Origin of the sequence: Xanthomonas populi (assembly GCF_002940065.1) — a bacterium.
Lineage (GTDB): Bacteria > Pseudomonadota > Gammaproteobacteria > Xanthomonadales > Xanthomonadaceae > Xanthomonas > Xanthomonas populi.
The window spans coordinates 1-23,685 of the sequence record NZ_MDEJ01000038.1; the positions used below are offsets into that span (position 1 = coordinate 1).

The window sequence follows — 23,685 nt, forward strand, 5'->3', positions numbered from 1 at the left end:
GGAAGATCCAGACGGCTGGATGACCTGAGCGACTCCACTTGGCGGTGAAGTCGCTCAGGTCAGGTCGCCTGGATCACGTCCCACCCGTTGGTGGTGCGATCCAGAGTTGAAGCCGCCGGCGCGCAAGGGCGACCGCCGCTGCCGGTCGCACCATGCGTAGGCTGCAAGTTGAGGCAGGCAGTCTCTATAGTGGGCTGGGATGCAGGGCCTCAGACGCGGTTTCAAGATTGGCGGTCGTGGCAACCAGTAGTTTGGCCTGATCGCCATATGGTTGGTCGCCGAGCGCCTGAGAATCGTCCTGGGTAAGACATCACAACTCACCGAGCGTGCACACCGGCAACCAAGATTTTAAACGATCGTTTAAAACAAGCCTAACTTCGCCTATCTGGACAGCATCGCCAGCATCGCGCAGACTTCCGCCCTTTCCGCTCTCCCGGATGTCATGGCCCACCTGCTGCTGTTGCACGGCCCCAACCTCAACCTGCTCGGCACCCGCGAGCCGGACGTCTACGGGCGCACCACGCTGGCGCAGATCGATGCGGCCCTGGTGGACCGCGCGCAGGCCACCGGGCATACGCTGGCCTGCCTGCAGTCCAATGCCGAGCACGTGCTGGTGGAGCGCATCCACGCCGCGCGCGAGGACGGCACCGTCTACATCCTGATCAACCCGGCCGCCTTCACCCATACCTCGGTGGCGCTGCGCGATGCGCTGCTCGGCGTGGGTGTGCCGTTTGTGGAAATCCATCTGTCCAATCCGCATGCGCGCGAGCCGTTCCGCCACCACAGCTATCTCAGCGACAAGGCCGACGGTGTGATCTGCGGCTTCGGCGCGGACAGTTACCGGCTGGCCCTGGAAGCGGTGATCGCGCGCCTGGAGCGCGACGCATGACACCCGCATTGCCGACGACGGCGCCCGCGCCGACGGTCTGACCCCATTCCGCCGGCAACCTCCACCGATTCCCCTCATGAGGCCCGTATGGATCTCCGCAAAATCAAGAAACTGATCGACCTGCTCGAAGAATCCAATCTCGCCGAAATCGAGATCAAGGAAGGCGAAGAAAGCGTGCGTCTGGCGCGCGTGCCCAAGGGCACGACCGTGGTGAGCGCGCCGGTGCAGCAGTACGCACCCGCCCCGCTTGCGCAAGCACCGACCGCAACCGCCATGCCGATGCAGTCGCCAACCGAAGCTTCCACCGGTGGGGCAAAGCAAGGTGCCGCACTGCCGGAAGGCCACGTACTGCGCGCGCCGATGGTCGGCATGTTCTACCTCTCGCCATCACCGGACAAGCCAGCCTTCGTCACCGTCGGCCAGCAGGTCAAGGCCGGCGAAACGCTGGCGATCATCGAGGCAATGAAGATGTTCAACCCGATCGAAGCCGACGTCTCCGGCACCATCGTGGCCATCCTCGGCGAAACCGGCCAGCCAGTGGAATTCGATCAGCCGCTCTTTGTGATCGGCTGATTTGCCGGGACCCGGGACCCGGGACCCGGAAGAGCGAGAGCAACGCTGACTACTGCGCGCCTTTGCTTTTCCGGGTTCCGGGTCCCCCCTGCCCGGTCCCGAACACCATCCCGCGTTCGGAATCCCTACCCATGCTCGATAAAGTCGTCATCGCCAACCGAGGTGAAATCGCGCTGCGCATCCTGCGCGCGTGCCACACGTTAGGCATCCGCACGGTCGCGGTGCATTCCACGGTCGACCGCAACCTCAAGCACGTGGCCATGGCCGACGAGTCGGTGTGTATCGGCCCGGCCGCCTCCAGCGACAGTTACCTCAACATCCCGGCGTTGATCGCCGCAGCCGAGGTGACCGATGCGCAGGCCATTCATCCCGGTTACGGCTTTCTGTCGGAAAACGCCGACTTTGCCGAACGCGTGGAAGAATCAGGCTTCATCTTCATCGGCCCCAGAGCTGACACCATTCGCCTGATGGGCGACAAGGTTGAAGCGATCCGCGCGATGAAGGCCGCCGGCGTGCCGTGCGTGCCTGGCTCGGGCGGCCCGCTGGGCAATGACATCGTCGCCAACACCAAGGTGGCGCGCGAAATCGGCTACCCGGTGATCATCAAGGCCGCTGGCGGCGGCGGCGGTCGCGGCATGCGCGTGGTGCATTCGGAGGCCGCGTTGAAGGTCGCCATCGAAACCACCAAGTCCGAAGCCAAGGCAGCTTTCAGCAACGATCAGGTCTACATGGAGAAGTTCCTGGAAAATCCGCGTCACGTGGAAATCCAGGTACTGGCCGACGGTCAGGGCAATGCGATCCATCTGGGCGAGCGCGATTGCTCGATGCAGCGTCGCCACCAGAAGGTGGTGGAAGAAGCGCCGGCACCAGGCATCACCGAACAGTTGCGCAACGAGATCGGCAAGGTCTGCGTGGATGCCTGCATCCGCATCGGTTATCGCGGCGCCGGCACCTTCGAGTTTCTATTCGAAGGCGGAAGTTTCTACTTCATCGAAATGAACACGCGTATCCAGGTGGAGCATCCGGTCACCGAGCGCATCACCGGCATCGATCTGGTCTGCGAGCAATTGCGTATCGCCGCCGGGCAGAAGCTGAGCATCAAGCAGAGCGACATCGTGCTGCGCGGGCATGCGATCGAGTGCCGCATCAATGCCGAGGACCCGGAAACCTTCATGCCCAATCCGGGCCTGATCACCGCGTTCCATCCGCCCGGTGGCCCGGGTGTGCGTGTGGATACACATATCTACGCGGGCTATAAAGTGCCGCCGAATTACGACTCGATGATCGGCAAGCTGATCGTGCACGGCCCGGACCGTGAAACCGCGATCGCGCGCATGCGCGTGGCGCTGAACGAGATGGTGGTGGACGGCATCAAGACCAATATCCCGCTGCAGCAGCGCATCATGCGCGACAAGGGCTTCCAGGCCGGTGGGCAGAACATCCACTATCTGGAAAAGCGCCTGGCCGAGCGCAAGAACAAGTCGATCGCGCTGGTTTAATCGCGGTATGCAAATAACGAAACAGCCCGGGAAACCGGGCTGTTTCGTCTCACCATGTTGACGCTCGCGCACCGCGCATCACTCACGCCGCGGTGCAGCCGGCTGCTGGCTGCCCGGCACCGGCACGATGCTGCTGGACGATGCAGGATCCACCACGGTCATGGTTTCGCTGAACCATCCGGCCAGACCAACTGAAAGGTCCCCCGGCCGGCAATGTCGAAAACGGCATCGCACTGCTGACGCGATACACCGCCGCCACCTGGCTGGCGCCATGCCGTCGCTGCTGTTCGTCGGCGGTGACCGTAGTCGACTTGACCGACAGCGGCTGATAACGGTGATCGGCGATATCGATCATCACAATGCCCACGGCCGCTGCCGAATACGCCACGAACAACGCGACCCAGAACCAGAACTTGGCGCCATGCGCCAACCGACGGTAATTCATGATTGCGCTCCCGGCTCGGACACCCGTGTATCGACCCGCTAATCCACCCTGTCTGCTCCCTGCCGCGGCACCGCGGCGTCGACTACGGATGACACAACGTCCTGTGCGCTATCGCGCGAGCAGATGCCCGCGTTGGCGCAATAAAAGGCGGCGCTGCGTTCGGCATGCGCGTGTAGCGCTGGTGCAAGGACGCTTGCGTGCGTACTGCTTGCGGGGGCCGATATCGATGCAACCGGTGGCTCGGTCGGTCGCGCGCGCACATGCCACCACGCTGCCGCTGCGAGCGCAGCGGGAGCGAGCAACAACCAGAGATGGCGGGTACGAGCAAGCGGTATGAACAGCAGCGCCCCTGGCGCGGGCAAGCCCCGCAGCGACGGCGCGAAGTCTAGCACCCGCATCAGCACACGCTGGCGCGCGAGCGGACGCTGCCAATGCAGACTGCGGACGGTGCAAGACATGAGGAAGGTGGTCTGTGCGCGTGCACTGTGAACAGCGCACAGCCGCAATTTGGTTGCCGGCATGTCCACGGCATGTGCCAGCAGCTGTCGGCGCCAACTGCGCTGAATCCGCCGAACTTAATCCGCCAATCAAACCAAGCCGTCCGGCGGCGGCGTGCGCTTGGCCGCATCCAGGCACCTTCACGCACGAGCCCGCCTGCACAAATGGTCTACGATGCACGCTTTCGAATTGCCCAACCGTCACGATGCCGTTTCTTGAACTGTCCTTGCACTGCTCCGACGCCACCCAGCCCCGTTACCAGAATGCGCTGGACGATGTCGGCGCGCTGGCGGTGACACTGCTCGACGCCAATGCCGATACCAGCAACGAGCGCGCCATTCTCGAACCTGGCGTCGGCGAAACGCCAATGTGGAACACGATGGTGCTGAACGCGCTGTTCGATGGCGACAGCGATGCGCTAATGCTGCTCGCCGCGCTGGAAGCGTTCGACCGGGGGCTGGACTGGAGCCAGGTCGCGTTCCGTACGGTCGATGACAGCGATTGGGAACGCGCCTGGATGGATCAGTTCAAGCCGATGCAGTTCGGCGCGCGCACCTTCATCGTGCCGTGGAATCACGACCTGCCCGAAGCCGCGCAAGCGCCCCACGCCGCAGTGGTGCGGCTGGATCCGGGCCTGGCCTCTGGATCTGGCACGCACCAGACCACCGCGCTGTGTCTGCGCTGGCTAGACAGCCTGGCCGGCAGCGGCGAATTGCAGGGCCGCAGCGTGCTCGATTTCGGCTGCGGCTCGGGCATTCTCGCAGTCGCCGCGCTGAAGCTGGGTGCAGCCAGCGCGGTGGGTGTGGACTATGACCCGCAGGCGGTACTGGCCACCACCGACAATGCCGAGCGCAACGCCGTGCAAGCGCAGTTGGCGGTGTATCTGCCACAGGACGAGCCGGTGCAGACCTATCAGGTGGTGGTCGCCAATATCCTGGCCTCGGCGCTGGATGCGCTGGCCGATACGCTGGCCGCACGTGTGGCACCGGGCGGCCGGATTGCGCTGTCGGGCATCCTGCACGGCCAGGAAGACGAGCTGCTGCAACGCTACGCGTCATGGTTCGAGCAACTGCACTGCGAGCGCGACGAAGACTGGATGCGCATCGAGGGCGTGCGCCGCAGCTGACGCAGCGTCGCGTCACCGCGGTGGCCTGCCGGCGCGGATCTGCACGGTGGTCAGCGCATCGGCAACGCTGATCGCGCGCAACCGGGTCACCGTCTGCCAGCCATCGCGCTGCAGCGCTTCGCTGCGCCAACGCCCGGCGTGTCTGGCTACGCGCACGCGTAGCAGTACGTCGACGAGCAGCAACACCGCCCATGCCAGGGACGATACCCACGCCTGGGCACTGCTCACGGCCAGGCCGCTAGCCAGGCCCACGATCAACAGGCCCAGCGCCAGCAACTGCCATTGCCGATAGCGCAGCGCCCACCCCCGCGGCGCCAGTGCGGCCGACCAATGCACGCCTTCGCGTACTGCCGTCCAGTCCGCATCGCGCTGCCAGATCTGGTAACACGGCGCGCCGCGAAAGTGCGCGACAGCTGGATCCAATGGCGAATGCGCAGGCCAGGGCGCCACCTCAGCTGGTGCTGACGGTGCTGAACTACGTCGCGCTGGATCGGATTTGAGAGCGGCTGGCTCGACCATGAACGCCTTCCTTGAGTTCGCTGTGATGTCGTTATCATCGGTACGCAGACAGTATCGCAAACATATAGCCAAATGAAAGTTATACGAACTATCTCCCGGCGCTGCTAGAGCTATACTTTCCGGCCATGTATGCCATTCATCGGTGCCGTGTGAGCAAGCTGTACGAGCGAGTACGCGAAGCCCGCAGCTTCACCAAGCTGACCCAGGAGGCCCTGGCCGGCGAACTGGGGGTTACCCGCAGCGCCGTCGCACAATGGGAAATGGCCGAAGGCACCGCGCCCTCGGTGGAGAACCTGATCGGCCTGGCCAAGCGCAGCGGCATGGCGTTCGAATACCTGGCCACCGGCCGCGGCGAGCGGACGTTCGGACCGCCGGTCTCGGCGATCGCCGAAGAGCCCGCCCAATATCGTCGCCTGGACGACCAGCAGCGCGTGCTGCTATCTCGCTTCGATACGCTGGCACCGCGTCAGCGCAGTGGTTTGCTCGATCTGCTACTGGCCGAGGCCAAGATGCGGCGGCGGCGGTAAATCGGAGATGGGAAATGGTCAGTGGCCTGTTTGGTCTGTTGTTTGACCATGCAAGCCGCGCCGACAAAAGACGACCGAGCATTGAGGCTGCGCTCGAGCGTCGGGTCAGGAACTCGCTGTCAGCCCGCCTAGCCTGTTGGACGCTGCACGCCTTGGTGTGTGTTCGGCTTAGGCGTGTGCCGCAAAAGATGCAGTCGACCCTACTGTCGCGCGCGCTTCATATAACGCATCACCACTGAAGCACCTAGGTTCGCCCATCGGCGTGCGCGTGGTTGAATAGCGGTCTTCCCGCTGCACGCCTGCCGATGTCCGAGACTCCGCCAACGCGCCGCCCCCTGGCCACGTTCCTGCGTGCGACGCCGGCTGCCCCATCGCTGATTCCCACGCCCGTCGCGCCAACTGCAGCGCCGCCAGAACAGCCGCTGCCGGTGCCGACGAGTAAGTTGCCGCCCGCGCCATCGCCGGAGCTGGCGGCCGCACCGCTGGCGCCGATCGTTCCGTCGCCGGCTGCGCCGCTGATGACACCGCCGCGCATCGACGTGGCACGCGCAGACACGACAACCCCACGCCGCGATGACGGCAAACCTGCAGCAGGTTACGCCACTCCGGATCGACCGGGGTGGAACACCTTGAGCACGCGCGACGTGCCCGGCGATATGGCTGAAGGCACAACGGTCGGCGCTGATGACAACCGCGACCCACTTTCTCGCTCCCCAGGCACGCAGCCGACTGGCGCCGCTGTCGGCAGCATCGCGGATGCAGGCCAGGAGACCGATCGCGATCTCGATTTTGATCGCGATCCCACCGCCACCGCCAACACCGCCTCCACCCCGGCATCCGACACCGATCCGCAAACAGACACCGAGGCAACCGTCAGCGACGCGGTCCATGCCAGCACAACCAACGCCGCACAATTCCAGCTCCTCCCAGCTGCAGCCTCCGCATCACCCGCGCCGACCTTCGCCCGGCGTGGACTCACCCGGCCGCGTCTGCGCGCCAGCGGGTGGCAGTGGGCGCTGTTGATCGGGCTAGTGGGCCTGTTGGCGCTACAGATCGTCATCGCCGATGGCGCCCACCTGGCCACCAACGCGCGCTGGCGTCCGCTGGTCGGCGCGGCCTGCGGCGTGCTGCGTTGCACGCTGCCGGCCTGGCGTGAACCGGCGGCGCTCACCCTGCTCAACCGCGATGTGCGCCCGCTGCCGGCCAACCCCAGCGTGCTGCGGATCCAGGCCAGTTTCCGCAACGACGCGCGCTGGGCGCAGGCCTGGCCGTGGCTGCAGCTGTCGCTGTCCGACGCCGACGGTCGGGTGATCGGCACGCGCGTGCTGGCGCCACAGGAGTATCTGGGCCAACGCCCGGAAGCGCACGACACGCTCGCGCCCGGTCAGGCGGTGCAGGTGACGTTTCGCGTGCGCGAACCGGCCGCGAGCACGGCCGCCTTTCGTTTAGATTTCAGGTGAGCGGACGCGATCTGACGCCGATGACCACATGGGCGTGGCGAGCGATGAGGGCACGCGCTAGACTCACTCCCCCTCGCCGGCCACGCATCCCGGCTTCGTGACACTGGTAACCCCCCTTTGAACGCAGCCCCCGCTCGTCCTGACACCAGTCGTGGCGCCCCGAAATCGCCGCTGCGCGAACACGTGGCCCAGTCCGTTCGCCGTTATCTGCGCGATCTGGACGGCAGCGACGCCGATGATGTGTATGAAATCGTGCTGCGCGAGATGGAGATTCCGTTATTCGTGGAAGTGCTCAACCACTGCGAAGGCAACCAGAGCCGCGCCGCAGCGATGCTGGGCATCCATCGGGCGACGTTGCGTAAGAAGCTCAAAGAATATGGGCTTGCCTGAGTCTCGGGATTCGGAATCCGCAAAATGCTGCTGCCTGGCGCATGCCCCCAGGCGTGCGCCAGCACATGCCTGGGAAAACTCCCTGACGTTTCTCATTCAAGCCATCGGCGCCGCTGACAGCCTGCGTGTCGATGGCCTGTGACACACGTGAACGGATCGTACGCAGGTGCACGACCAGGCCAACTGCCAGCCACCTGGTAGTTGGCCGAGACGATGCAATGCAGCGCAGACGCCGCCACTTGTCTCACTCAGTGTGGTGCTTGTTGCTCGACTAGCGCGTGATCTCCCGCGGATGTGGGCCCGCCGTCCTGCTCAAGCACGATCGTGTCGAAAGGGTCGTCGAATTTTTCGACCACGTTCTTGTCGTCGTCCACCTGATAGGCGGTATCCGCCTCGACGCCCTCCTCGCCGGTCTTGGCAATGATGTTGGTGTAGCGCTTACCGTCCCAGCATCTGAAAATCAGTACCGAGTCCTTGCCACCGGTCAAGGTGGAACCCAGGCTGCCAATCAGCCTGCTGTTGGCACCTGCGGTCAGGATGCTGTTCTTTCCGGCCGTCAACTTGCTGCGGTCGCCTGCCATCAGCGTGCAGTCGTCGCCTGCGGTGAGTTTGCTGCGGTCCCCAGCCGTGAGGAAGCTGTTGCTGCCGGCCAGCAATTTGCTGCGGTCGCCAGCGATCTGGGTACTGTCGGCGCCAGCGATCAGCTTGCTGCGGTCACCCGCCGTCTGCACGCTGCCCCTGCCGGCGATCAGGGTGCTGCGCGAGCCGGCAGTCTGCGAACTCAGCTTGCCGGCAATCAGCATGCTGCGATGGCCGGCAATCTGGGTGCTTTCGTGTCCTGCGATCAACGAGCTGCCATAGCTTGCGATCTGGTTGCTGCCATAGCCGGCCGTCAGATAGCTGCGTACGCCACTGGTCAAGGTGCTGCCATACCCCGCTATCAGCGAGCTATCTTGTCCTGCGGTCTCGGTGCTGCCGTAGCCGGCCGTCAGCGTGCTGTTGTCCAGGGCAGTCAGGGTGCTGCCGTAGCCCGCCGTCAGCGTGCTGTCGCCACCGGCAGTCTGGCTGCTGCCGTAGCCGGCGATCAGCGTGCTGGAGAACCCGGCGATTTCGGTGCTGCCGTAGCCGGCGGTGAGCTAACTGTTTTCCAGCGCGGTCAGGGTGCTGCCGTAACCGGCGGTCAGGGTGCTTTCGTAACCGGCGGTCTGGGTGCTGCCGTAGCCCGCGATCAGGGTACTTTCGTAACCTGCTGTGGAATTGCTGCCGTAACCGGCGGTCAGGATGCTGCCATGGCCGGCCGTTTGCGTGCTGCCGTAGCCGGCGGTCAAGGTACTTTCGTAGCCGGCCGTCTGCGTGCTGCCATAGCCCGCAATCAACGAGCTCTGAAAGCTGGCGGTGGACGTACTGCCATAGCCGGTGATCAGCCAGCTGCTGCTCTGCGCGGTCTGGGTGCTGCCGTATCCTGCCGTCAATGAGCTGTCGTAGCCGGCGGTTTGGGTACTGCCATAGCCGGCGATCAGCGTGCTGTCCGGGCCGGCCATGGAGGAACTGCCATAACCGGCGATCAGCGAGCTGCTCTCCTGCGCGGTCTGGGTGCTGCCATAGCCGGTGGTGAGAATGCTCTTGTAGCCGGCCGTCTGCGTGCTGCCATAGCCGGCGATCAGCGTGCTGTCGTGCCCGGCCGTCGAGGTGCTGCCGTAGCCGGTGGTCAGCGTGCTGCGTTCCTGCGCGGTCTGGGTGCTGCCGTAGCCTGCGGTGAGGATACTTTTGAAGCCCGCCGTCTGGGTGCTGCCATAGCCGGCGATCAGCGAGCTGTCCGACCCAGCCGTCGAGGAACTGCCGTAGCCGGCCGTGAGCAGGCTGCCCTCCTGCGCGGTCTGGGTGCTGCCGTAGCCGGTGGTCAGGATGCTTTTGAAGCCGGCCGTCTGCGTGCTGCCATAGCCGGCAATCAATGAACTGTCGGCGCCGGCGGTGGAGGTGCTGCCGTAGCCCGCAGTCAGATCACTGCCTCTACGCGCCGTCTGCGTACTGCCATAGCCGGCGGTCAGCGAACTATCGCCACCAGAAGTCTGCGTGCTGCCGTAACCGGCGATCAGCGTACTGTCGGCACCCGCCGTCGAGGTGCTGCCATAACCGGTGGTCAGGTCGCTGCCCTTTCGCGCGGTCTGCGTGCTGCCATAACCGGCCGTGAGCGAGCTGTCGCCACCGGAGGTCTGTGTACTACCGTAACCAGCGATCAGCGTGCTGCCCGCGCCAGCCGTCGAGGTACTGCCGTAGCCGGTGGTGAGGTCGCTGCCCTTGCGAGCCGTTTGCGTGCTGCCGTAGCCCGCCGTCAGCGAACTTTCGCCACCAGCGGTTTGCGTGCTGCCGTAGCCGGCGATCAAGGTGCTGTCGGCACCGGCTGTGGAGGTGCTGCCATACCCTGTCGTCAGATCGCTACCGCTTCGCGCCGTCTGGGTGCTTCCATAACCGGCCGTCAGCGAGCTTTCGTCACCGGAGGTCTGCGTGCTGCCGTAGCCGGCGATCAAGGTGCTGTCACCGCCAGCCGTCGAGGTACTGCCGTACCCGGCGGTCAGGTCGCTGCCCTTGCGGGCGGTCTGCGTGCTGCCGTAGCCGGCGGTGAGCGAACTGTCGCCACCGGAGGTCTGCGTGCTGCCGTAACCGGCAATCAAGGTGCTGTCACCGCCAGCCGTCGAGGTACTGCCGTACCCGGCGGTCAGGTCGCTGCCCTTGCGGGCGGTTTGCGTGCTGCCGTAGCCGGCGGTGAGCGAACTCTCGCTACCTGAGGTTTGCGTGCTGCCGTAGCCGGCAATCAAGGAACTGTCGGCACCTGCGGTTCCGGTGCTGCCATAGCCGGCAGTGAGCGAGCTTTCTCCACCAGAAGTCTGGGTGCTGCCGTAGCCGGCGATCAGCGAGCTATCGGTGCCCGCTGTGCTAGTGCTGCCATAGCCTGCAGTGAGATCGCTGCCGTTCTGCGCGGTTTGGGTGCTGCCGTAACCTGCCGTCAACGAGCTGTCGCCGCCGGAGGTCTGCGTGCTGCCATAGCCTGCGATCAGCGAGCTGTCCGCACCCGCAGTTTCCGTACTGCCGTAACCTGCCGTCAACTCGCTGCCATGCCGCGCGGTTTGCGTGCTGCCATAGCCGGCCGTCAGTGTGCTCCCGCCTCCTGCGGTCTGGGAACTGCCATAGCCGGCAACGATGGTGCTGTCGGATCCGGCCACACCGGTGCTGCCATAGCCGGCGATCAACTCGCTGCGGTTGCCTGCCGTCTCGGTGCTTCCGTACCCTGCGATCAGTTGACTCTGATCGGCGCCGGTCAGCGTGCTGCCATAGGTCGCGATCTCGCGCGTGCGCACGATCTCACTTGCATGCTGTGCGGCAGGCGGTCCAACGCCGTGGACCGGGGCTGGACCTGGCGCGGCGGTCTGAGCACCGCTTTCAACGGCCGGCGCAGTGAATTGCGCGTGCGGCGCCTTGGGAATGAATTCCGCGGCGATGACGGTGTCCACAGGTAGCTCGGGCTTGGGTGGCGCGTGTTGCTCGATGCCCTCGGCAATGCAGCGCATCGCGCCGGCTCGGTTGCCTGCGTAGACCACCTCGGCCCTGGGGAACTTGATCATTCCCTCCTCGCCCAACCAGATGATATCGGCGGTATCCACCATGCACACAACCCAGTGCGCATCGGCATGCATGTTCAGATGCGCATTGGTTCCCTGCCCCCACAACAAACCGGTCACGCCATTTTCCGGTTTGGCGGTAGGCTGCCAATGCCTGCATTCGACCGGGCCGCTTTGCGGCCAGATCAATCCGCAATGATCAGACATATTGTTCGTGCACGTGCGTAATTACAAAACTTTTTCACGGTTCATAAGATAATCTCATCTGGATTTTCTGAAACAGCCGCGCAAGTCAAGTTCATGCCATCGCCGATAGAAGGATGGGAGAGTCGCCCATGCGGGCGAGACGAATCCTCCTTGTGGCAAGGACTGCGTCGGAACGACAATGGTGGTACTTCGGGAACGCCCTAGGGCGCCAAATGCGCTGAGGTGTCTTGCTTGAATCGCAGGGTCATGGATCGCCGTGACGGCAAGACGTAGCTAGGGGTGAGGGCAAGGCTGGTCCTGCGCGGCAGCCCTTGCAGCAAGTATCGGTAGACGCCTCGCCGAAAGCGTCGTTGCCTTTGAACGCTAGGGAACTCATAAAGATCAGCGAGTCCAGATCGTGATTCAGCAGCACTTGGCAGATGTCGCCGTAGCAGAAAATATGTTTCCGATACCGAAGCACAGAACTGGCGTTGCGCCGAGATTTCCAACTTTTTTTCCAAATATGCGAACTGGCCTTGATTATGTCATTCGGCGAATCGCTCGCTTTCGAACAGATCGGCAGCCCACAGATTTTTTACAGCGAAATATTTTCGTGATTAACGCCTGATTTATTGGTGAATTGGCTCACCAAATCAATTCAAACCCGATGGTTGAATTTCGCTTTTCAGATGTGCGCCCCGTCATTTGGCGTTTGTGACGCGGACTTTATCTCGCTGCATCAGCGCGCGCTCCTTTCTGCCGGGTCGATCATGCGCGGCGGCTACCGCATTTCGGCAATCCGCCAGCGCGCTGCCATGACTGACATCAGCTGCACGTCAGCACACAACAGCACCGCAGGTGGCCGTTCGAGTGCCGGTATCTGACCGAGTTGCCAGACGGCCTTAGGTGGATCGATCGCTTCGCCGACGCGTGCGTGATCATGTCTAGCGACCGGACAACTCGCCCGAGCGGCACGTGGTCGTCACCTGCTGTCGCCCGATGCCATTGCGCTCTAGCGCCCACGATCCCTGCGGCCGCAGCAGCGCCTGGAAGCACCCCGCCAGCGCACAGATCAAGGCCATAGCAGGGGTGTTGAGCCCATCGCGCGCTGGCGCGGCCTACAATATCGGCTGCCCCGCTTTGATATCTCCCACCGATGGCCTCTAATTTCCTGCCCGTGCGCCGGGCCCTGCTCTCCGTTTCCGACAAGACCGGCCTGATCGATCTTGCCAGCGCGCTGGTGGCGCGTCACGTCGAGTTGCTGTCCACCGGCGGCACCGCCAAGGCGATCCGCGAGGCGGGTTTGCCGGTCACCGACGTCGCCGAGCTGACCGGTTTCCCGGAAATGATGGACGGCCGCGTCAAGACCCTGCACCCGCTGGTGCACGGCGGCCTGCTCGGCCGCGCCGGCCAGGACGAGGCGGTGATGGCCGAATACGGCATCGTGCCGATCGACCTGCTGGTGCTGAACCTGTACCCGTTCGAATCGGTGACCGCCAAGGCGGACTGCACGCTGGCAGACGCAGTAGACAACATCGATATCGGCGGCCCGGCGATGCTGCGTTCGGCGGCGAAGAACTTCGCCCGCGTGGCGGTGGCCACTGACCCATCGCAGTATGGCGAGTTGCTGGCCGAACTCGACGCCAACCACGGCCAGCTCTCGGCGGGCAAGCGCTTCGCGCTGTCGGTGGCCGCGTTCAACCGCGTGGCGCAGTACGACGCGGCGATCAGCAATTATCTCTCGGCCGTGGCCGACAGTGCGCAGGGTGTGCCCACGCGCAGCCCGTTCCCGGCGCAGATCAATTCCAACTTCATCAAGGTGATGGACCTGCGCTACGGCGAAAACCCGCATCAGGCCGGCGCGTTCTACCGTGACCTGTCTCCGGTGCCGGGCACGCTGGCCACCTTCCAGCAGTTGCAGGGCAAGGAACTGAGCTACAACAACCTGGCCGATGCCGATGCGGCGTGGGAATGCGTGCGCCAGTTCGAGCGCTGCGCCTGCGTGATCGTCAAACACGCCAACCCCTGCGGTGTGGCGGTGGGCGCTGCCTGCGGCGATGCCTACGAACTGGCGTACGCCACCGATCCCACCAGCGCTTTCGGCGGCATCCTGGCCTTCAATAAGACGCTGGATGCGGCCACCGCCAAGGCCATTTTGGATCGCCAGTTCGTCGAAGTGCTGATTGCCCCCGACTACGCGCCCGGCGCGCTCGACTACGCCACCAAGAAAGCCAACGTACGCGTGCTCAAGATCCCGCACGGCAACGGCCTCAACAACTACGACACCAAGCGGATTGGCTCTGGCCTGCTGATGCAGTCGTCCGATAACCGCAGCATGTCGCTGGGCGAATTGAGCGTGGTCACCCAGCGTGCACCCAGCGATGGCGAATTGGGCGATCTGCTGTTCGCCTGGCGTGTGGCCAAATACGTCAAATCCAACGCCATTGTCTACGCCAAGGACAATCGCACCATTGGTGTGGGCGCCGGGCAGATGAGCCGCGTGGTCAGCGCCAAGATCGCCGCGCTCAAGGCCGAAGACGCCAAGCTCACGGTGGCCGGCTCGGTGATGGCCTCCGATGCATTCTTCCCGTTCCGCGACGGCATCGATGCCGCAGCCGCTGCCGGCATCAGGGCGGTGATCCAGCCCGGCGGCTCAATGCGCGACGGCGAAGTGATCGCCGCCGCCGATGAGCATGGCATCGCGATGGTGTTCACCGGCGTGCGGCATTTCCGGCACTGAAACACTGGGATGGGGGAGTGGGGATTCGGGATTTGTAAAGCCATCCCGATTGTTCGATTCCCGGTCTCTACCTTGCTTCAACTAATCCCCAATCACGACTCCCCATTCCCGGCACTTACATGAAAATCCTCGTCATCGGCTCCGGCGGCCGTGAACATGCCCTGGCCTGGAAGATCGCGCAGTCCGCGCAGGTGAGCGAGGTGCTGGTGGCACCCGGCAATGCCGGCACCGCCACCGAAACCAAGTGCCGCAATGTCGCGATCAAGGTCGATGACCTGGATGGCCTGCTCGCACTGGCGCATCGCGAAGACATCGCGCTCACGGTGGTCGGCCCGGAAGTGCCGCTGGTGCTGGGCGTGGTCGATCGTTTCCATGCCGCCGGCCTGCGCATCTTCGGCCCCACCGCCAAGGCCGCGCAGCTGGAAGGCAGCAAGGCGTTCGCCAAGGATTTTCTCGCGCGTCATGGCATCCCCACCGCGTATTACGCCGTACACACCGAAGTGGACGCAGCGCTTGCGTATGTGCGCGAGAAAGGCGCGCCGATCGTGGTCAAGGCCGATGGCCTGGCCGCCGGCAAGGGCGTGATCGTGGCGATGACGCTGACCGAGGCTGAAGACGCAGTGCGCGACATGCTCTCGGGCAATGCGTTCGGCGATGCCGGCGCGCGCGTGGTGATCGAGGAATTTCTCGATGGCGAAGAAGCCAGCTTCATCTCGATGGTCGACGGTACCCACGCCTTGCCGATGGCCACCAGCCAGGACCACAAGCGTATCGGCGATGGCGACACCGGCCCCAATACCGGCGGCATGGGCGCGTATTCGCCAGCGCCAGTGGTGACGCCGCAGGTGCATGCGCGGGTGATGCGCGAGGTGGTCGAGCCGACCGTGCGAGGCATGATCGCCGACGGCGTGCCGTTCACCGGTTTCCTGTATGCCGGGCTGATGATCGATGCGCACGGCGCGCCCAAGGTGATCGAGTTCAACGTGCGCTTCGGCGACCCGGAAACCCAGCCGGTGATGCTGCGCCTGCAATCGGATCTGGTGGAGTTGCTCGAAGCCGCCATCGACGGCAAGCTCCACAGCGCACAGGCACAGTGGGACCCGCGCCCGTCGCTGGGCGTGGTCATCGCGGCCAGGCCCTATCCGGAAACGCCGATCACCGGCGAGGTCATCAATGGCCTGGACGCAGTGCCGGCCACTGCCAAGGTGTTCCATGCCGGCACCAGCTTGAATGCCGACGGTGAGGTGATCAGCGCCGGTGGCCGCGTGCTGTGCGTTGCCGCACTGGGCGACAGCGTGCTGGATGCGCAGCGCAACGCCTACGCCGGCCTGCAACCGATCCACTGGGCCAGCGCCTTCCAGCGCAGCGATATCGGCTGGCGCGCGATCGCCCGCGAGCAAGACGCGCAGGCCTGAACAGCGCAGCTATTGGATGCGGCTACCGACAAAGAACTCGCCGCCCTCCACACCGATGGCGCCTGCCTGCGGCAATAATGCCCAGGCACCTTCGCCTTGCAGAGACTGTGGCCACTCCCTCCTTCGAAACCCGCCTTAGCCGCTTGTGGGCCCATGAAAAGGCCAGCTATGGCCTGCGCGTGTTCATTGCTTTGGCGGTAGCGATGGGCGTGTGCTGGCACTGGCAGCAGCTCACCGCGGTGCCGGCGCTGTTTCTGGGTGCGATCGCCAGCGCCATTGCCGAAACCGACGACAACTGGCTGGGCCGCATCAAATCGGTGCTGCTCTCGCTGCTGTGTTTTGCCGCCGCAGCGGCGTCAGTGGTGCTGCTGTTTCCGTATCCGTTGCCGTTCGTGATCGGCATGGCCTTGTCGACGTTTTCGCTGACCCTGCTGGGCGCATTGGGCGAGCGCTATGCCTCGATCGCGCAGGCCACGGTGGCCTTGTCGATCTACGCCATGATCGGCATGGACCAGCATGGCAGCCAAGATCCGCTGATCGCCTGGCACGGCGCGGCGCTGCTGTTGATGGGTGCCACTTGGTATGGCGTGCTGTCGATTCTGTGGACCATCCTGTTCGCCAATCGCCCGGTGCGCGAACGATTGTCGCGGCTGTTCTTCGAACTGGGCCGCTATCTCAAGCTCAAGGCCGATCTGTTCGAACCGGTGCGGCAAAGCGACCTGCATGCACGCCGGCTGGCGTTGGCCGAGCAGAACGCCAAAGTCGTTGGCGCGTTCAACGCCGCCAAGAGCGCGATCATGAGCCGCTTCGGCCGTTCGGGGCTGCCAGGCGTGCAATCGGGCCTGTATTTCCGGTTGTATTACATGGCGCAGGAATTCCACGAGCGCGCCAGTTCCTCGCACTATCCCTACGAAGCGCTGACCGACGCGTTCTTCCATAGCGATGTGCTGTATCGCTGCCAGCGCCTGCTCGCGCTGCAAGGCAAGGCCTGCGCGGCGTTGGGCGAGGCGATCCGCCTGCGCCAGCCGTTCGACTACGGCGACAACAGCCGCCTGGCCACCGAAGACCTGCGGCAATCGCTGGACTATCTGCACGCGCGTGCCGACCCCGCACTCGCGCGTCTGCTCGGTGCGCTGGAATTGCTTGTGACCAACCTGCAGAGCATCGAACGCAAGCTGTCGGAGGCCGCGCAATCCGATTCCACCAGCGACAACCTCGACACCCGTCTGCGCGATTCGGCGCCGCACACCTTGCGCGAAATGGCCACGCGTCTGATACAACAACTCACGCCCGGCTCGGTGCTGTTCCGCCACGGCCTGCGCATGGCCATCGCGCTGCTGGTCGGCTACGCCATCATGCAATCCATCCATGCCGACAACGGTTACTGGATCCTGCTCACCATCGTCTTCGTGTGCCGGCCCAATTACGGCGCCACCCGCTTGCGGCTGGTGCAGCGCATCGCCGGCACCCTGATCGGTCTGGTCGCCACCTGGGCGCTGATGCAGCTATTTCCCGGCACGCAGGTGCAGTTGCTGCTGGCGCTGGCCGCCGCACTGATCTTTTTCATCACCCGCACCGATCGCTACATCCTGGCCACCGCAGGCATTACGGTGATGGCGCTGTTCTGCTTCAACCTGCTTGGCGATGGCTTCGTGCTGATCTGGCCGCGCCTGATCGACACGCTGATCGGTTGCGCGATTGCCGCGGCCGGCTCGTTCCTGATCCTGCCGGAATGGCAAGGTCGCCGCCTCAATCAGGTGATAGCCACGGTGATGGCCAGCTGCGCGCGGTATCTCACCCAGGTACTGGAGCAATACGCCAGCGGCATGCGCGACGATCTGCCTTACCGCATCGCGCGGCGCGACATGCACAACGCCGATGCTGCGTTGTCGGTGGCGCTGTCCAACATGCTGCGCGAACCGGGCCGCTATCGGCGCAATCTGGACGCGGGCTTCCGCTTCCTGGCGCTGTCCAACACCTTGCTCGGCTATCTGTCCGCGCTCGGCGCGCACCGCGCCGCGCTCGATGGCGAACACGATCCGGCCATCGCCGAGGCCGGCGACTACCTGCAGCGCGCGCTGGGCGAAATCTCCACCGCCTTGCGCGAACGCCAACCGCTGCCGGCGCACAACGAAACCGAAGAAGTAGCCACCGCCGACGCACTGGAACAACACGCAGTGCAATTGCCGCCCAAGCAGCGCCTGGTGCGCGACCAGTTGGCATTGACCTTGCGCTTGCTGCCGAAATTGCGTGCTGCTGCCTTGGCGGTTACCACTGCACCGGCAGACAGCGCAACCCGGTTGGCGATCAACAAAGCCTAGCGCGTCGTTATCGGTAGGCACGGATGCAGCGCAGCCCATGCAGCATCCATGTGGAAGGGCGATGCCGAGCGATGCGAGCCATGTCCATCCAATGGCTGCGGCGTCTTCAACTATCTGCCCCGCTTACTTCCACTGATTCCGCGCAACGCTCAACGCCACCCAACCCAACGCCGCAACAGCCAGCACCGCCCCGCCCATCACCACGCCGTTCCAGCTGGCCTGCGCATACGCCGCCGTGCCCAATGTCGAACCCACCGCACCGCCGATGAAGTAGCAGGTGATGTAGGCCGAGGTAATGCGATTACGTGCGTTTAGATTGCGCTGATAGATCACGCTCTGGTTGGCGATATGCACGCCTTGCACCGCGATATCCAGCAGCAGCATGCCGACAATCAGCAAGCCGACCGATTGTGGCGCAAACGCCAGCAATCCCCACGACAGCAGCAACATCACCAGCCCGCCCCAACTGACCCGATCGCCATGCCCATGATCGGACCAATGGCCCGAGCGATTGGCCGCCAGCGCGCCGGCCGCACCGATCAATCCGAACAGCCCGATCACCGCCGTGCCATAGCGATACCTTGGCCCCGACAACAAAAACGCCAGCGTGGTCCAGAACATGCTGAAGCCGGCAAAGATCAGCCCGCCCAACACCGCGCGCGAACGCAGCAACGCATCGTCGCGCAGCAGTGTCAGCACCGATCCCACCAACTGCGGGTATGACAACTGCGCATTGCCGGGATGCTTTGGCAGCCCGCGCCACAGCAGCCAGGCCGTGACCAGCAATAAACCTGATGCAATCCAGTACACCGTATGCCAGCCGCCAAAACCGGCCAGCACCCCGGCCGCCGTGCGCGCAAGCAAAATGCCTAGCAACAATCCGCTCATCACCGTGCCGATCACCCGCCCGCGCTCGTTGGGCGCGGCCAGCGTGGCCGCAAACGGCACCAGAATCTGCGCCGCTACCGAACTGGCGCCGGTTATAATCGTACCGACCAGCAGCATGCCGAAGCTGTGCGAGGCGGCGCTCACCAGCAGACAGAGCGCACTGAGCACACACAGGCCGACGATCAGGCCGCGCCGCTCCAACCGGTCGCCCAGCGGCACCAGCAACAACAACCCGGCCGCTTAGGCCAACTGCGCGGCAGTCACCACTGCGCCGGCACTGCGCACCTGGATCCCGAACGCCTGCGCCAGCGTCTCCAGCAAGGGCTGCGCGTAATAGTTGCTCGCCACCGCCAGGCCGATGGCCGCCGCCATCAGCAGCACCAACTGGCGAGGCAGTGGCGCATGTGGAGCGGATTCGACGATCATGGCAGGAGCCTGATCAAAGGAGGGGCGCAGTGTGGGCGGTGACGCGACATCTTCCAAGCGCGCATCGGCCATCCACCAGCGCGCCGTGGAAGCCTGCTAGGCTGCGCGCGTTCGCAAAGGAAACTGCATGTCCGGTCACAGTCAGTTCGCCCTGCTCAGGCAGCGCCGCTTCTTGCCGTTATTCGCCGTGCAGGCGCTGGGCGCGTTCAACGACAACGTCTATCGGCAGGCCATCATCGGCTTGTTGTTTTATTTAGGCATCGATGCGGCGCAGCGCACGCTCTACACCAATCTGGCGCCGGCACTGTTCATCCTGCCGTACTTCCTATTCTCCGCACTCGCAGGGCAGATCGCCGAGAAGCTGGAGAAGCAGAAACTCATCGTGATCACCACCACGATGGAGATCGCGATCATGTCGCTGGCAGCGGTGGGCTTTCTTACCGAGAACATGCCGGTCCTGCTGATCGCGCTGTTCTGCACCGGCCTGCAATCCACGCTGTTCGGGCCGGTGAAGTATTCGATCCTGCCCTCGGTGCTGAAACCTGAGGAACTCACCGGCGGCAATGGTCTGGTCGAGATGGGCACCTCCATTTCGATCCTGTGCGGCATGATCTTTGGCGGGCTGATCTTTCAGATCGCCGGCAGCCAGGGGCCAGTTGCCGCAGCCACGGCGGTGATCGCCATCGCCGTTACCGGCAACCTTCTCGCGCGGCTGGTGCCCAAGGTCGATGCCGGCGCGCCGGACCTGAAGATCAACTGGAACCCGATCCCCGAATCGCGCGCCATCATGCGCCTGACCCGGCGCACGCCGGCGGTGCGCAACGCCGTGCTCGGGGTGTCGTGGTTCTGGTTCGTCGGCACCGTGCTGACCGCGCAGTTGCCCACTTACGCGCAGGTCAATCTTGGCGGGCAGCAGGATCTGTACGTGTTCGCGCTGGCACTGTTTTCGATCGGCACCGGCGTGGGTTCGCTGCTGTGCGAGCGGTTGTCCGGGCGCACCGTGGAAATCGGTCTGGTGCCGCTGGGCGCGTTCGGCATCAGCGCATTTCTGCTGGACCTGTATTTCGCGCGTCCCGGCGCGGCGCCCGTGAGCAATTTGTCGATCAACCAATTCGTGCAGGAGCCTGGCAGCGTGCGCCTGATCGTGGATCTGGTCGGCATCGGCCTGTTCACCGGCCTGTTCGTGGTGCCGTTGTTCGCGCTGATCCAGAGCCGCACACCCAAGGCCGAACTCGCGCGCGTCATCGCCGGGCTCAACATCCAGAATTCGTTGTTCATCGTCACCGCCGCCATCATCGGCATCGCGCTGCAGTTGCCGCAGGTGGTGCTGTTGGGTGTGCGCATTCCGCTGCCGGGCCTGAGCATTCCGCAGGTGTTTCTGGCGCTGGCGCTGGCCAATACGCTGGTGGCGCTGTGGATCTTCACCATGGTGCCCGAGTTTTTGATGCGCTTTGTCAGCTGGGTGCTGGTGAGCGTCTTGTATCGGCTGCGTGCGCGCGACATCGTCCGCCACGTGCCGGACGAAGGCGCCGCGCTGCTGGTGTGCAACCACGTCAGCTACATGGACGCGCTGATTCTGTCGGCAGTGATTGCGCGCCCGGTGCGCTTTGTGATGTACTACAAGATCTTCAGCATCCCGTTGATGCGCTGGATCTTCCGCACCGCCAGGACCATCCCGATCGCCAGCGCGCGCGAAGACGCCGCACTGATGCAGCAAGCCTTCGACCGCATTGATGCCGCACTCGCGGACGGCGAGCTGGTGTGCATCTTTCCCGAAGGCGCATTGACCAAGGATAGCGACATTGCACCGTTCAAATCGGGCGTCGAAAAGATCCTCGAACGCCGTCAGGTGCCGGTGATTCCGATGGCGCTGCGCGGCATGTGGTCGAGCATTTGGAGCCACCACGGCACCCGCCTGGGCCGCATACGCGTGCCGCGTCGGACGCGCGCGCAGATCGAAGTGGCTGCAGGCGCTGCGGTGCCCGGTAACGAGGCAACGGCTGCGCTGCTCGAACAGCAAGTGCGGGCATTGCGCCAGGATCACCCCTGAGCCGAACGCGCGCAGTCTTTGCCTCTGTCGCACGCCGCGAGTAGCCTGTGGCCATCACACGTTTTGCCGCAGCGTTCGTCTAGCGAACGCGATAGGTCGTCCCGGGGGAAAGTCGTGCGCCCCATCCGCTTACCAGACACGTACACCGTGATCGGTAGACGCTGCCTGTTCCAGCGGCTGGCTGCCACGCAGACGAGCGCCTCTGCTTCGCCCATCTAACCCAGTCGCCACGCCCCCATCATCCCGCAGTCGTTGACCACCCAAGGAGCTTCACCATGAGTGCCATCCCACCGCCGATCCATCCCGCGTCCAGCACCGCACCCGGCCCGGTGCCGAATCATTTGATCTGGGCGATCGTCTCCACCGTGCTCGGATTTTGCTTGTGCTGCCCGGCCCTGATCAGCGGCATCGTGGCGATCGTGTTCTCCAGCAAGGTCAACGGCCTGCTCAACCAGGGCGATATCGACGGCGCACGTCGGGCGTCCAACACTGCCAAGACCTGGTGCATCGCGACCAGCGTGCTGGCCGTCATCGGCCTGCTGATCAACATCGGCGTGGTTGCCACCGGCGGCATGCAGGGCTACATGGACTACATGCAGCAATTGCAGCACATGCAGTAATGGAACTGCGTCCACGCCATTGGCTTGCACTGGGTGCGGCCACCAGCGTGGCCGCCTTTGGCGTAAGCGTGCTGTATCGCTTCGATCCGAACGCGAGCAACAGCCCGTTTCCGCCCTGTGTGTTCCGTGCCGTCACCGGCTGCTATTGCCCCGGTTGCGGCATGACCCGCGCGCTATATGCGCTGGTGCATTTCGATCTCCCCGGCGCGTTCGCGATGAACCCCGCCGCCGTGCTCGGCCTGTTCACCCTGCCCGGTCTGATCGCGTGGAAAGCCGGCTGGCGCGCGCGCTGGTTTACACCGGTGGTGGCGGTGATGTCAGAACCGAAGTTCTGGTTGTGGGCGCTACCTACGTATTGGGTTGCGAGGAACTTGCCGTGGTTTCCCTTTACCTTGCTAGCGCCGGGTTAGTGGATCGCGAACAGCCGATTGATGCGGTGACGATCCCACGCGCGGCTGCGCGCTACAGGTCAAGGCGTCCAAAATCATGCTTGGCGCGGTACCCATTTACTCTGGTAACACCGGATTAGTAGGTCGCGAACAGCCGCTTGATCGAAATCATGCTACGCGCCTACCGCACCCAACCGGCAATCACTAACAACGCCAGCACCACCATCCACAGCAGCAGCACGCGCCAGACCAGGCTCATCGCATCGCGTACTGCCGGCAGGCGACGCCACACCGGCACCAGGCCCGAATCGGTGTAGTCGTGCGCTTCTTCGCGCAGCTCGGCGCTGACGCTGGCACGCGCCACCGCCCCGAGAAAATGCGGCTCCAGCGCCCACCGATTGCCGTGCGCCTGCCGCCAGGCGCGGAACACCGTGTCGAAATTGCCCACCAGCGCCATCGACACCGTGATCAACTGCGCCACCGGCCATTCCAGCAGGGCCAGCAGCCAACGCGCACCGGCCAGATTGCGTGGCGGCAGCAGCGCCGACAGCGGGCTTTCCACCGCCAGGGCGGTGAGCCGGTACAACACCGCGCCAAATGGCCCCAGCAGCAAGAACCACCACAGCACGGCGAACCAGCGCCGCAGGCCGTTGACCACCACCGCTTCCACCAGCGACGGCGCATCTTCGTGCACGCTGCCGCCGGCGGCCTGCAACTGCGCAATCGCATCGCGGCGCGCGCCAGGCTCGTCGGCATCGATCACCGCTTCCACATCGCGGTCCAGATCGCGCGGGCCCCAGGTCCAGGCCAGCACCGCTACACCGAACAGCAAGGCCAGAAAACCGCGCCACACATCATCCAGCAGCCATTGCAGCAGCAGAACCACCAGCAAGGCCGGCAACAGCGCCAGCAGCACGCCATAACGCCCCTGCCATGCACCGCGCCCGGCCGCATAACCATCCAGCCGGCGCAGCCAGTGGCCGAACCATTCGAAACGCCGCAGTCGAGTCACCTGTGCCGGCACAAGATGGCCCAGCGTAAGCGCGACGACGACGGCAACCAGGGTGGTGAACATGGGTGGACCTCCTCAGCCGAGTCTAGCCGAGC

16 protein-coding genes and 3 pseudogenes are annotated in these 23,685 nt (G+C 64.4%); 14 read left to right on the plus strand and 5 right to left on the minus strand.

What is annotated here, in order from left to right:
• Nucleotides 1-442: 442 nt before the first annotated feature.
• The 3 genes from aroQ (at nt 443) to accC (ending at nt 2,961) form a co-directional block, all read left to right on the plus strand.
• Entirely contained in the window at nt 443-889 is a 447-nt protein-coding gene (gene aroQ, locus XpopCFBP1817_RS08250) for a type II 3-dehydroquinate dehydratase (protein ID WP_128416751.1), read from the plus strand.
• Nucleotides 890-976: 87 nt separating this feature from the next.
• Nucleotides 977-1,462, plus strand: coding sequence for an acetyl-CoA carboxylase biotin carboxyl carrier protein (gene accB / locus XpopCFBP1817_RS08255; protein ID WP_128416752.1), 486 nt, complete (start codon nt 977-979; stop codon nt 1,460-1,462).
• A 131-nt stretch (nt 1,463-1,593) separates the two neighbouring features.
• Nucleotides 1,594-2,961, plus strand: a complete 1,368-nt coding sequence (gene accC, locus XpopCFBP1817_RS08260; RefSeq protein ID WP_128416753.1) for an acetyl-CoA carboxylase biotin carboxylase subunit — start codon at nt 1,594-1,596, stop codon at nt 2,959-2,961.
• Nucleotides 2,962-3,039: 78 nt separating this feature from the next.
• On the opposite strand, the pseudogene XpopCFBP1817_RS08265 reads toward accC, so the two are convergent.
• Nucleotides 3,040-3,406 (minus strand): annotated as a pseudogene (locus XpopCFBP1817_RS08265) (hypothetical protein).
• A 703-nt stretch (nt 3,407-4,109) separates the two neighbouring features.
• Here XpopCFBP1817_RS08265 and prmA point away from each other — a divergent pair.
• Nucleotides 4,110-5,030, plus strand: coding sequence for a 50S ribosomal protein L11 methyltransferase (prmA, locus tag XpopCFBP1817_RS08275; RefSeq protein WP_128416755.1), 921 nt, complete (start codon nt 4,110-4,112; stop codon nt 5,028-5,030).
• Nucleotides 5,031-5,042: 12 nt separating this feature from the next.
• On the opposite strand, the gene XpopCFBP1817_RS08280 is transcribed toward prmA, so the two are convergent.
• Nucleotides 5,043-5,549, minus strand: a complete 507-nt coding sequence (locus XpopCFBP1817_RS08280) for a hypothetical protein (protein WP_128416756.1) — start codon at nt 5,547-5,549, stop codon at nt 5,043-5,045.
• Nucleotides 5,550-5,698: 149 nt separating this feature from the next.
• Between XpopCFBP1817_RS08280 and XpopCFBP1817_RS08285 the strand changes: the two genes are divergently transcribed.
• From XpopCFBP1817_RS08285 to fis, 3 genes are all read left to right on the plus strand, one after another.
• The gene (locus XpopCFBP1817_RS08285; RefSeq protein ID WP_128416757.1) at nt 5,699-6,076 is read left to right on the plus strand and encodes a helix-turn-helix domain-containing protein; all 378 of its coding nucleotides are present in this window, start codon (nt 5,699-5,701) and stop codon (nt 6,074-6,076) included.
• A gap of 305 nt (nt 6,077-6,381) precedes the next feature.
• On the plus strand, nt 6,382-7,536 hold the full coding sequence (locus tag XpopCFBP1817_RS08290) for a DUF3426 domain-containing protein (RefSeq protein WP_128416758.1): 1,155 nt from the start codon (nt 6,382-6,384) through the stop codon (nt 7,534-7,536).
• Nucleotides 7,537-7,653: 117 nt separating this feature from the next.
• Nucleotides 7,654-7,926, plus strand: a complete 273-nt coding sequence (fis, locus tag XpopCFBP1817_RS08295) for a DNA-binding transcriptional regulator Fis (protein ID WP_128416759.1) — start codon at nt 7,654-7,656, stop codon at nt 7,924-7,926.
• A gap of 248 nt (nt 7,927-8,174) precedes the next feature.
• Here fis and XpopCFBP1817_RS23940 read toward each other — a convergent pair.
• Nucleotides 8,175-11,750 (minus strand): annotated as a pseudogene (locus XpopCFBP1817_RS23940) (Ice nucleation protein).
• 614 nt (nt 11,751-12,364) lie between these two features.
• On the opposite strand from XpopCFBP1817_RS23940, the gene XpopCFBP1817_RS08305 reads away from it, so the two are divergent.
• From XpopCFBP1817_RS08305 to yccS, 4 genes are all read left to right on the plus strand, one after another.
• Nucleotides 12,365-12,613, plus strand: coding sequence for a hypothetical protein (locus XpopCFBP1817_RS08305; protein WP_128416760.1), 249 nt, complete (start codon nt 12,365-12,367; stop codon nt 12,611-12,613).
• Between the two features lie 272 nt (nt 12,614-12,885).
• Nucleotides 12,886-14,469, plus strand: coding sequence for a bifunctional phosphoribosylaminoimidazolecarboxamide formyltransferase/IMP cyclohydrolase (gene purH, locus XpopCFBP1817_RS08310; protein ID WP_128416761.1), 1,584 nt, complete (start codon nt 12,886-12,888; stop codon nt 14,467-14,469).
• Nucleotides 14,470-14,588: 119 nt separating this feature from the next.
• Complete coding sequence (purD, locus tag XpopCFBP1817_RS08315) at nt 14,589-15,884, plus strand: phosphoribosylamine--glycine ligase (RefSeq protein ID WP_128416762.1); 1,296 nt, start codon at nt 14,589-14,591, stop codon at nt 15,882-15,884.
• Between the two features lie 107 nt (nt 15,885-15,991).
• A complete protein-coding gene (gene yccS / locus XpopCFBP1817_RS08320) occupies nt 15,992-18,205 on the plus strand; it encodes a YccS family putative transporter (RefSeq protein ID WP_167393872.1) in 2,214 nt (737 codons plus the stop codon).
• A gap of 123 nt (nt 18,206-18,328) precedes the next feature.
• Here yccS and XpopCFBP1817_RS08325 read toward each other — a convergent pair.
• Nucleotides 18,329-19,519, minus strand: a pseudogene (locus XpopCFBP1817_RS08325) (MFS transporter).
• A gap of 127 nt (nt 19,520-19,646) precedes the next feature.
• Here XpopCFBP1817_RS08325 and XpopCFBP1817_RS08330 point away from each other — a divergent pair.
• The 3 genes from XpopCFBP1817_RS08330 (at nt 19,647) to XpopCFBP1817_RS08340 (ending at nt 22,599) form a co-directional block, all read left to right on the plus strand.
• Nucleotides 19,647-21,569, plus strand: coding sequence for an MFS transporter (locus tag XpopCFBP1817_RS08330; protein ID WP_128416764.1), 1,923 nt, complete (start codon nt 19,647-19,649; stop codon nt 21,567-21,569).
• Nucleotides 21,570-21,844: 275 nt separating this feature from the next.
• The gene (locus tag XpopCFBP1817_RS08335) at nt 21,845-22,189 is read left to right on the plus strand and encodes a CD225/dispanin family protein (RefSeq protein ID WP_128416765.1); all 345 of its coding nucleotides are present in this window, start codon (nt 21,845-21,847) and stop codon (nt 22,187-22,189) included.
• Nucleotides 22,189-22,599: a DUF2752 domain-containing protein gene (locus XpopCFBP1817_RS08340; protein ID WP_128416766.1), complete on the plus strand. Its 411-nt coding sequence runs from the start codon at nt 22,189-22,191 to the stop codon at nt 22,597-22,599. The genes XpopCFBP1817_RS08335 and XpopCFBP1817_RS08340 overlap by 1 nt, the downstream gene beginning before the upstream one ends.
• A gap of 160 nt (nt 22,600-22,759) precedes the next feature.
• Here XpopCFBP1817_RS08340 and XpopCFBP1817_RS08345 read toward each other — a convergent pair whose 3' ends face one another.
• Nucleotides 22,760-23,653: a hypothetical protein gene (locus XpopCFBP1817_RS08345; RefSeq protein WP_128416767.1), complete on the minus strand. Its 894-nt coding sequence runs from the start codon at nt 23,651-23,653 to the stop codon at nt 22,760-22,762.
• Nucleotides 23,654-23,685 lie beyond the last annotated feature (32 nt).